The following is a 9,922-nucleotide window of genomic DNA, read 5'->3' as shown; positions in this document are numbered from 1 at the left end:
GTGACACCGGAGCCGACCACGATGAGCTCCTCCGGGAGCTCCTTGAGGTCGTAGACCTGCGTCCAGTTCACTGGACTGCAGGGGAGGCCCCCACAAGATCGCGCACCAGGCGTCGGTCAGCCGACCAGGTAGATGCAGCCGGCGGGGCACGCCTTCGCGGTGAGCTCCGCCAGCTCCTCCTGGCCCTCGGGGACCTCTGCCTGACTCGCCTCACCGCCCGGCTGGTCGAGGACCGCACCGTCCTGGCGCACATAGGCGAGGAAGTCCTCGCCGATGGCGAACAGTTCCGGTGCCTCTTCCTCGCACAACCCGCTGTTCTGGCATTTCGACTGGTCGATCCAGATCCGCATCGCAATCCATTCCTGAGTGAGGGTCCGCGCGTTCCCGGCGGGAGGGGCGGTCAGGCCGCTGCCTTCGGCGGGTCCGCGCGGAGCACGGCGCCCAGGGCGTACGTCTCCTCCACGACGGCGCGGATCCACTCGCCGTAGCGCACGGCGTGGCGCAGGTCGTCCGCGGTGAAGGTCTCCGACTCGTCGTGGCTCATCCGCACCACGCGGAAGTCGCCGACCATGGGCGTCAGTTCCCGCTCGTCGCCGTCCTGCCGGTAGCGCAGGGCGAAGGCGGCCCGGCCCCCGCTGGAACAGCCGATGCTCTGGTGGCCCCGGTAGTGGGCGTCCTCGTTGCGGAACACCATGTGCCCGCCGTGTTTCTCCACGAACTGGCCCTGCATGCAGCCGGGGCCGTACAGGCTGCGGATCGCGCCGCGCTTGAGCTTGAGCATGCGGGCCCTGATCGTGCGCTGGAGCTGGTCGGCGGACTCGTGCCCGAGCCGCTCCGCGTAGTCGCCGAGCTCGATGCCGTCCCGCAGCTGCGTCTCCGTGAAGAAGGCGTCGCTCGTGGTCATCTCGTGCGGCCGGTCGAGCATGTCGCCCAGCGGGCAGGTCACGGTGACGTGGTCGGCGCGCAGGGCCGGGTCGGCGAGCGCGGCGCGCATGATGCCGCGGAGCACGGCCGCGCTGTCCCCGTCCTTGGCGATCGCCTTCCGGGTGGCCTCGCGGAGCCGGTCACCGGCCGGTGCGCCCGGCGGGACGCCGAACTCGGTACGGAGCACGTCGTCCACGGCGTCGGAGAGCACGGCAGCGTCGATCTCCCCGCGCGGGACCAGCCCCTCCGTCCGGTACCAGGCACGACCGTCGATGACCGAGTACGGCTCGTGGGACTCGGCGAACAGCGGCCGCATCTCCGCCACCCGGCGGGCGAGGTCGAGCAGTGCGGCCGGCGGCTCCTCCGCGGGATCGAGCACCCCCGCGTACAGCGCGTGGCGTTCGAGCAGCGTGGCCCGGACGGCGGACGAGTCGGCCCGGTCGAGCAGTTCGTCGAGGCCGACCGCCGAGAGGTCGAGCGCGAACAACGTGAGCACGAGGTCCGCCTCGTCGTCGTCCCACTCCCGCGGGCCACGTTCCCCGACCGCTTCGAGCGCGCCGCGCAGGCCCGCGCGGACCTGGTACTCGCCCTTGTACAGGAGCCAGTGGTGGCGGCTGTAGACGAGCGGCCGGCGGCAGGCCTCGAGGACCCCGTTGAGACAGTTCGAGTCCGGTGCCATGGAGATCGCCGTACGGAGATGAACGGCATTGTCGATCCCGGCGAATGGTGATATCGGCATGGGGTGAGGTGAATTCATTGTGCCTCTCGGATGCCAGGTGGTGGCAGCTCACGTGTTTTATCCGTGCCGCTCTGACCAGGAGGGTTGGACCCGGCGGGAATTCCCTCCGCGCCGAATCGACGACCATCCTAACGCCCTGAATCGGCAGGCTGCAGGGAGCAGTTGAACGCTGGTGTGCCGTTCCCGCGGTATGGCACGATCCAAACCCCATTCGAAAGGCCGCCGCCGGAAGTGCGGGTTTCGAATTCTTTGTACGCGGCCACCCGGGCCCGGTAATTCCGGCGTCAGGGACCGCGGAACCGCAGACAGGAGAAGACCGCAGCGATGACGAGTCCCGTACCAGGCCCCCCGCTTCCGTGGACGGACGGCCGCCTCCGGGCGGCGATGGCCGACGGCCCGGCCTATGGACTGTTCCTGGTCTGCGGGAACGCACAGCTCGCCGAGGCCGCCGCGTACACCGGGATCGACTGGGCGGTCATCGACATGGAGGCCGCTCCGATGACCAGGACCGACGCGCTCCACCAGGTCCAGGCGCTGAACGGCTCGGCCGTCACGCCGATCGTCCGGGTGCCGAGCCTCGACCGCCACGCCGTCGAGCACGCCCTCGACCTGGGCGTCGGCGGCGTGATGGTGCCGAAGGTCGACCGGGTCGAGCAGGCGGAGGAGGCCGCGAGGTACACCCGCTACCCGCCCCTCGGCGCGCGCGGCGTCAACCCGATCCGCGCGAGCGCGTACTTCACCGCCTCCGCCCGGTACTTCGAGGAGGCGAACGACGCGGTCCTGTGCGTGGTCCAGATCGAGAGCCGCGAGGCCGTGGGCAACGCGGAGAAGATCGCCGCCACGGACGGCGTCGACATGCTGTTCATCGGGACCGGCGACCTCGCCATGGACCTCGGCCGGCCGGGCAGTACGGCCGGCCCGGAGTTCGACGAGGCGCGGCGGACGGTCCTCGCGGCCTGCGCCGCGGCGGGGAAGCCCGCCGGCATCTTCGCGCAGAGCACTAAGGCGGCACGCCAGTACGCGGCGGAGGGCTTCCGCTGCATCGCCATCGGCAACGAGATCAAGTCCTTCGTCCAGTCCACCGCGCTCACCGTGGCCATGCTCCGGAAGCAGGGGAGGCCGTGACGCACCCGCGGTGGGTCTCCCCCCGGCAGGCGGTGCGGCGCCGGGTGATGTTCGAGGGACGGGTCAGCCGGGTGGTCGACTACTTCGGCGGCGCCGCGTCCGCGAGCGGACCTCAGGCGTACCTCGTCGAGCAGCGGAACTACGTCCTGCGGCCGCACTTCCACCCCGTCGACCAGTTCCAGATCCTGTGCGGCGCACCGGGGTCCCTGTTCGGCCGCCGCCCGGTCGGCGAACTCGACGTCCACTACGCCGACGCGCACACCGTCTACGGCCCGCTGACCGGCGGCGACCCGCCGCTGCGCTACTTCACCCTGCGGGCCGAACCCACCGACACGACCGCGTTCATGCCCGAGTCCCGCGCCCTCCTGCCGGCCCGCCGCACGGGGCGGAGCCTGCACGCGGACGCCTCCGCGCGCGCGACCGGCCGTCCATGGGCCGGTGGCGAGGCCGCGCCCGCCACGGAGGGTGCGGGCACGCCGGCCGCGCCCGCTTCGGACGGAGCCGTCACGCTCCTCGACGACCCCCGGGACGGCCTGCGGGTCAGCCGGCTCACCGGCGGCCCCGGGGCGACCGTGCCCCTGCCGGCGGCGGGGGAGGGCGGCCAGTTCCTCTACGTCGCCGCCGGCAGCGTCGTATCGGCGGAGACCTCCTACGGCCCCGAGACGCTCGGCTGGCAGCCGCCGCACGCCCCCGGGGCGGCCGCGCAGGCCGGGCCTGACGGAGTCACCGTCCTCGTCCTGCGCCACCCGGCGCCCGCCGGCCGGGCGGCCCCGCCCACGACGGACCAGCGGCGACCGCCGCACCCGAAGGGAGACACGCGTGCACGGTGACGACGACCCGGCGACGACGGCCCTCGCCCATCCCATCGACCCCGCCCATCCTTCCTCCCTTGCCCATCCCATCGATCCCGCACTCCGGCGGACCGCCCGGCTGTACCGGCGCATCGACCACGCCGACCCGCTCGCCGTGCGCCGTGAGGCGGCCCGGCGGACGAGGTTGGCGCGGTTGGCCGGGCTGTGGACCGGGACCGACGCACGGGTACGGGTCCGGGACACGGTGATCGACGACGGTGCCGGCGGCCGGGTGCCCGTACGGATCTACCGGCCCGCCGGCGTCACCGAGGCCCGCCCCGCCGTCCTCTTCCTCCACGGAGGCGCGTTCCTCTCCGGAGACCTCGACTTCGAGCACCCCCGGTGCCTGGAGATGTGCCGGGAGACCGGCTTCGTCGTGGTCGCCGCCGACTACCGCCTCGCACCCGAGCACCCGTACCCCGCCGGCCTCGACGACTCCGTGACCGTCTACCGGTGGCTGCTCGGCCCCGGCGCGGCGGAAGGCGTCGACACCTCCCGGATCGCGGTCGCCGGCTCCAGCGCCGGCGGCGCCCTGACCGCCGCGCTGTGCCTGCGCTCCCGCGACGAGGGCATCCCCGCGCCGGTCTTCCAGATGCTGCTCTACCCGGTCACGGACGACCGCATGGACACCCCGTCCATGGTGGCGTTCACCGACACCCCGGCCTGGGACTCCCGCAACTGCGTCCACATGTGGAACCACTACCTCGGCCCCGGCCGTACCGGCGCCGTCAGCGCGTACGCCGCGCCCGCGCGGGCCGTGGACCTGTCCGGGCTCCCCCCGGCGTACGTCATGACGGCGGAGTACGACCCCCTCCGGGACGAGGGCGCCGCCTACGCCCGCCGGCTGACCGCGGCCGGGGTCCCCACGGAACTCCACCAGTTCCCCGGCACTTTCCACGCCTTCGACACCCTCGGGCAGGCGGCGGTGTCGGACCGGGCCCGGTACGAGCACTACGCGGTGCTGCGTACCGCCGTGAACTGACCGCGGCGGGCCCCGGCCGGCCGCTCCGAGCCGCAAGGCGCACACATCGCACGACACCGCACCGCACTGCACACCACACCGCACCGCACCGCACCGAAGAAAACGACACCATCGAAAGAGGGGCTCCCGTGCCGACCGAAGACGAATTCGTGGCGAGCGCGATCACGTTCCTGGGGGAGATCGGCGCCGAGGCCGTGGACGTCCACGCGGACACCGACCTCTTCGCCACCGAAGTCCTCGACTCCCTGGGGACCCTGGCGTTCCTCGACTTCCTGGAGGAGCAGCGCGGCGAGGAGATCGAGATCGAGACCCTGAGGATCGAACTGCTCTCCACCCTGCGCAAGGCCTACGGCTTCGTCTTCGCCCAGGCGTGAGCGCCGCAGGCGACGGCCGTCCCCGGCCCCCGACCGGCCGTCCCGCACCACCCGTGAACCGATGCCACGACGTCAGGAGAGCCGATGACCTGGGAGATCCACACCGCGCGGAACGAGGAGGACGTACGCCGGTGCTGGCCGGTGTTCCGCGAACTGCGGCCCCACATCACCTCGGAGGACGAGTTCGTCGAGCGCTGGAAGGTCCAGCAGGGCGAGGCGTACCGGATCGCCTTCCTGGAGCAGGACGGTGAGGTCAGGGCGGCCGCCGGCTTCCGGATCGTCCACTCGATGGCCTGGGGCCGCGCCGTCTACCTCGACGACCTCGGCGCGTTGGCCGAGCACCAGGGGGCCGGACTCGGCAGCGCGGTCCTCCGCTTCGTCCAGGACGAGGCGCGCCGCCTTGACTGCGGCGCCGTCCACCTGGACACCGGCTACCACCGCAGGCGCGCCCACCGTACGTACCTCCGGAACGGCTTCGAACTCAGCCTGCACCACCTGGAGTGGAAGGCCGCCGGGGCGTGAGGGAGCTGCTCAGGTGCCATGAGGACCTCGCGGCGGCCCGGCCGGACGATCCGGCCGTCGTCCACGCGCGGGAGCCGCACACCGGCACCGTCCAGACCTGGGCCGACCTGTGCGTGCGGGCGGGGGAGATCCGGGAGGCGCTGACCGACCAGGGCGTCACACCGCACAAGGTCACGTCGCTCGTCCTGAAGGACCACCCCGACCTGGTGCCGACCCTGCTGGCGCTCTGGCAGCTCGACTGCCCGCCCGTCCTCCTGGACGAGAAGTGGGGCGACCGGATGACGTCGTCGGTGCTTGCACACAGCACACCGGCGTTCGGCGTGACCCTCGACGCCGGCGGGACCGGTGCCCCGCCGTCCGTCGCGCCGCTGGCCCCCGCCGGCCCGTCCGACGCGCCGGCCGACGCCGTGTTCATCGGCTACACGTCGGGCAGCACCGGGGACCCCAAGGCGATCGTCTTCACCCACGAGCGCCTGTACGAGGGGACGCTCGGCAACGCCTCCGCGTCGAAGCGGCTGAGCGGCGGCCGACCGGTCCGGCGGATCGCCCGCTCGATGCGCATGTCCGGATCCGGGGTGATCAACCTGCACCACACCTGGGGCGCGGTCCTCGGGGCGACCGTCGTCGTCCTGCCGGAGCTGACGGTGGCGACCGCGCGGGACTACTGGGCGCGGATCGAGGCCCACGGCATCGACCAGACCTTCCTCGTACCGCAGTTGGTCGAGCTGGTGAACCGCTTCGCGGCCGGCCGGGACACGAGCGTCGAGGCACCGCTGTGCCTCACGGGCAGCGCCCCGCTCTCGCCCCGGACGCAGCAACGGTTCCAGCGCCGGTTCGGGACGCCGCTGTACAACGCGTACGGGCTCTCCGAGACGTCGTCGGCGGCCTTCTTCGGCCACCTCGGCCCGGACGGTCTCGCGACCGGCAGCGTCGGCGTCCCCGAGCGGGTGAAGGCACGGCTGCGGGACGCCTCCGGCGCGGTCGTCGAGGGCGAGGGGGTCGGCGAGATCGAACTCTCCGGGGCCCAGGTGTTCACCGGCTACTACCGGAACGAGGCCGCCACCGCGCAGTCGCTCGTCGACGGCTGGCTCCGCACCGGCGACATCGGCCGCCGCGACGAGGAGGGCAACTACCACCTCGTCGGCCGCAGCAAGGACGCCGTGATGAAGGGGAGTTACGCCATCTACCTCAACGAGGTGGAGGAGGCGGCGTCGGCGCACCCGCAGATCCTGGAGGCGGCTGCCCTTGCCCTGCGGCTGGCCGACAGCACCGAGGACATCGGCTGTCTCGTACGGCTCGTGGACGGCGGCGACGTGACCGCCGAGGACGTCCTCGCCCACCTCCGGGACGCCCTCGGCACCCAGCGGGCGCCGTGCCGCGTGGTCCTGACCGACGAGCCCCTGCCGAGGGGCGGGCAGGACAAGCTGGAGCGCCCCTCGGTCGTCGCCCGCTGGGACGCGCTGCCCGGGGTCCCGCGCAGCCTGGCCGGCTCGTGGCAGGACCAGGGGGCGGGCCCGCGGTGATCGCCGGCGTGACGCATCTGACCATGGAAGCCGGCCTGGACCACGGGACGGCCCTGGCCGAGCCGTGGGGCTTCGCGCCCGTCTTCCGCGACGAGGTGGCGCTGGAGGCCGGCTTCGAGGGCCTCGACGACGGGGACACACTGCTGCCGCTCGCCCTGCTCACGGGCCCGGGCGGGCTCCGGCTGGAAGTCGTACGGCACCGGCGGACGTCCGGCCGGCCGAGCGCGTACGCGGCACTGTTCCGGGGCCCACCGCCGGACGGGGGCGCGGCCGCGTCACCGGAGGCGGCGGCGGGGGCGGGGGAGCGGGAGGTGCGGGAGGTGCTCCGGAGGGCCGGGCCGATGGCCGATCCGGTACGCCGCCGGCTGCCCACCGTGGGCGGCCTCGCGTGGTACGACGCCGCTTCCGTGGAGGGCGGGCTCGCTGGGATACTCTGCACGGTGCCCGACGTGATCCAAGAGGCCGCGTTCTGGGCGGAGTTCGCCGGCGCTTCCTGGCAGGAGCGCGGTCCGGACGCGGCATGCGGAACGATCCCGTCGCCGCGGCCGCGGGGGGAGTGCGCGTTCGTGGTCGCCCGGGGCGAGGACGGGCCCGGCCACGCCATGAACGACGTCGGTTTTCCGTCCATGGGGGTCTTCAGCACCTCCATCGAGGCCGACCGCGACCGCGCGGTGGCCGCGGGCGCGACTCCGCTCGCCGAGCCGATCGAGACGGACGTCGGCGGCCGGCGGCTGGCCATGGCCCTGATCCGGACGCCGGGCGGGGCGCCCGTCGAACTGCTCTCCGTCGCGAGGAACCGAACGAGAAGGATGGGATGACCGATGGTTTTCACGGGTGAGGGGCCGGTTCTCGAAGGCTCGCTGGTCCGGCTCGAACCACTGACGCACCGTCACGCCGAGGACCTGGCCGCCGCCGCCGAGGAGGAGCGGAGCTCGTACGGGTTCACCTGGGTGCCCACGGCCGCCGAGATCGGCCGCTACATCGACGAGCAGCTCGCGCGCGCGGCGGCGGGGCGGCTCGTGCCGTACGCGCAGGTCTCGCTCCGGACCGGGCGGGCGGTGGGGGCCACGGCCTTCTGGGATCCGCGCCCGTGGCCCGGCGAGGACCGGCTGTTCGCCGTCGAGGTCGGCTTCACCTGGCTCGCCGCGTCGGCCCAGGGCACCGGCGTGAACACCGAGACGAAGTACCTGCTGTTCCGGCACGCCTTCGAGGAGTGGCAGGTGTCGCGGGTCGACCTCAAGACGGACGCGCGCAACGAGCGTTCCCGGGCCGCCATCGCGAGCACCGGCGCGCGGTTCGAGGGCGTGCTGCGGAACTGGTCGAAGTCCTGGGCGCCGGGAGAGGACGGCAGGCTGCGCGACTCGGCGATGTTCTCGATCACCGCCGACGAATGGCCGGAGTGCCGCAAGCTGCTGGAGGGGAAGGTGGAACGCGCCCGAGCCCGCGGGGGCGCCCAGGGCCCCGCTCACGCCCAGGTCCACGTCCACTCGAACGAGGTCCGCTCCGCGGGGTGACCTGCCGCGGGCGGGCAGCCCCCGTACGACCGTCGCCGCTGGCTGCGGCGACGTGCCCGTCGTGGGGCGGCTGGCTGTGAGCTCGCCGGGGGCAGTCGGCTGCGCGCTCGCCGCACTCCTGTCGTCGTTTCCGGCGGCCGCCGTACGCCTGTGGCCGCTGCCAGCGGTCGCGCGCCCGCCTTCGTCAGCCGGCGGCGCGCTCCTCGCCGTACCGGCGGCCGGTGCCGTACAACCGTCGTCGCTACCGGTCGCCGCCGTACGCCCACCGCCACTACCGGCCGCCGCCGCCCCCCTCCTTCGCTACCAGCCGCTGAGGCGGGATACGGAGCCGAAGTCGACCTCCGTTCCGTAGCGGGTGGCGGCTTCGGTCATGCGGGCGTCGGCGGCCTGCCCCAGGGGGGAGTCGACGCCCAGTTCCGCCGCCAGGTCGATGGCGTGGCGCAGGTCCTTCACCATGTAGCCGAGTTTGAAGCCGGCCTCGAAGTCACCGGCCAGGACGCGGTTCGGGTACAGGTTGGCGAGCTGGGCGTTGGCCCCGCCGCCGCCCGAGGTGACGGCCTCGATCGCGGTGCGGACGTCGACACCGGCCTCGCGTGCCAGGGCGAGCGCCTCTCCGGAGGCGGCGGCGTTGACGGCCACCAGGTAGTTGTTGAGCAGCTTCACCACCAGACCCGACCCGACGGGCCCGCAGTGGCGCAGCCGGTCCGGGTCGCCGATCGCGGCGAGGACCGGCCGCGCGCGCTCCACGGCCGCGTCGGAGCCGCCCGCCCAGAACGCGAGCGCCCCCGCGCGCACGGCCGCGATCCCGCCGCCGGCGGGGCAGTCCAGGTACTCCACGCCCAACGCCCCGGCCAAGGCGGCGAGTTCACGCGCGACCCCCGGGGAGTGGGTCGTCATCTCCACGATGACCGCACCGGGCTTCGCGGCCGTGAGCACCTCCACGACGACCGCGCGGACCTCCTCCGAGTCGGGCAGCACGGTGCAGATGACATCCGCGCCGTCGGCCGCCGCCGCGGGGCCGCTCACCGTGTGCCATTCCGCCGGCAGCGCCGCGGGAGCGCGGGACGAGACCACGACGTCGTGCCCCGCCGCGATCAGACGTTCCACCATGGGCGCCCCCATCAATCCGGCACCGATGAATCCCACGCGCATGGAAATATCCCCTTTGAATGTCGTGAGTCATTCGAGCCCGGGGATATTAGCGTGCGTCCGCCCGTGTACAACAGGCCACTTCCCGCTGCCTCTTGCATATCTGTACGACGCGAGAACCATCTACTAGGCTCCCGTCGACGACCAGGAGCGGAGACCATTCGGACCGCCCGGTCCTTCTCCTATTCCAATCGATATCCGTTGACGGCGGCGGTCAAT

Annotated in this window: 11 protein-coding genes; 8 read left to right on the top strand and 3 right to left on the bottom strand. The window is 73.0% G+C overall.

The genetic code is table 11. From position 1 onward, the window contains the following. Positions 1-116: 116 nt before the first annotated feature. Together ABT034_RS22945 and ABT034_RS22940 are read right to left on the bottom strand one after the other, a co-directional pair. On the bottom strand, positions 117-350 hold the full coding sequence (locus tag ABT034_RS22945; protein ID WP_351218039.1) for a ferredoxin: 234 nt from the start codon (positions 348-350) through the stop codon (positions 117-119). Between the two features lie 50 nt (positions 351-400). Then, complete coding sequence (locus ABT034_RS22940) at positions 401-1,603, bottom strand: hypothetical protein (protein ID WP_351218037.1); 1,203 nt, start codon at positions 1,601-1,603, stop codon at positions 401-403. Between the two features lie 384 nt (positions 1,604-1,987). On the opposite strand from ABT034_RS22940, the gene ABT034_RS22935 reads away from it, so the two are divergent. From ABT034_RS22935 to ABT034_RS22900, 8 genes are all read left to right on the top strand, one after another. After that, positions 1,988-2,788, top strand: a complete 801-nt coding sequence (locus tag ABT034_RS22935; RefSeq protein ID WP_351218035.1) for an HpcH/HpaI aldolase family protein — start codon at positions 1,988-1,990, stop codon at positions 2,786-2,788. Continuing rightward, positions 2,785-3,618, top strand: coding sequence for a hypothetical protein (locus ABT034_RS22930; RefSeq protein ID WP_351218033.1), 834 nt, complete (start codon positions 2,785-2,787; stop codon positions 3,616-3,618). The genes ABT034_RS22935 and ABT034_RS22930 overlap by 4 nt, the downstream gene beginning before the upstream one ends. Next, complete coding sequence (locus tag ABT034_RS22925) at positions 3,608-4,621, top strand: alpha/beta hydrolase (RefSeq protein WP_351218031.1); 1,014 nt, start codon at positions 3,608-3,610, stop codon at positions 4,619-4,621. Before ABT034_RS22930 ends, ABT034_RS22925 begins: the two co-directional genes overlap by 11 nt. Positions 4,622-4,749: 128 nt before the next feature. Continuing rightward, positions 4,750-4,995, top strand: a complete 246-nt coding sequence (locus ABT034_RS22920) for a hypothetical protein (protein WP_351218029.1) — start codon at positions 4,750-4,752, stop codon at positions 4,993-4,995. A gap of 84 nt (positions 4,996-5,079) precedes the next feature. After that, positions 5,080-5,517: a GNAT family N-acetyltransferase gene (locus ABT034_RS22915; RefSeq protein WP_351218027.1), complete on the top strand. Its 438-nt coding sequence runs from the start codon at positions 5,080-5,082 to the stop codon at positions 5,515-5,517. Then, the gene (locus tag ABT034_RS22910) at positions 5,514-7,040 is read left to right on the top strand and encodes a class I adenylate-forming enzyme family protein (protein ID WP_351218025.1); all 1,527 of its coding nucleotides are present in this window, start codon (positions 5,514-5,516) and stop codon (positions 7,038-7,040) included. The genes ABT034_RS22915 and ABT034_RS22910 overlap by 4 nt, the downstream gene beginning before the upstream one ends. An 8-nt stretch (positions 7,041-7,048) precedes the next feature. Beyond that, the gene (locus ABT034_RS22905; RefSeq protein WP_351218023.1) at positions 7,049-7,858 is read left to right on the top strand and encodes a VOC family protein; all 810 of its coding nucleotides are present in this window, start codon (positions 7,049-7,051) and stop codon (positions 7,856-7,858) included. Between the two features lie 3 nt (positions 7,859-7,861). Next, the gene (locus ABT034_RS22900) at positions 7,862-8,554 is read left to right on the top strand and encodes a GNAT family N-acetyltransferase (protein ID WP_351218021.1); all 693 of its coding nucleotides are present in this window, start codon (positions 7,862-7,864) and stop codon (positions 8,552-8,554) included. A 300-nt stretch (positions 8,555-8,854) separates the two neighbouring features. On the opposite strand, the gene ABT034_RS22895 is transcribed toward ABT034_RS22900, so the two are convergent. Beyond that, positions 8,855-9,706: an NAD(P)-dependent oxidoreductase gene (locus tag ABT034_RS22895; RefSeq protein ID WP_351218019.1), complete on the bottom strand. Its 852-nt coding sequence runs from the start codon at positions 9,704-9,706 to the stop codon at positions 8,855-8,857. Between the last annotated feature and the right edge of the window lie 216 nt (positions 9,707-9,922).

It is taken from the genome of Streptomyces sp. NPDC002773, assembly GCF_040295605.1.
Taxonomy (GTDB): Bacteria; Actinomycetota; Actinomycetes; order Streptomycetales; family Streptomycetaceae; genus Streptomyces.
This window is presented reverse-complemented; position numbering and strand designations above follow the sequence as displayed.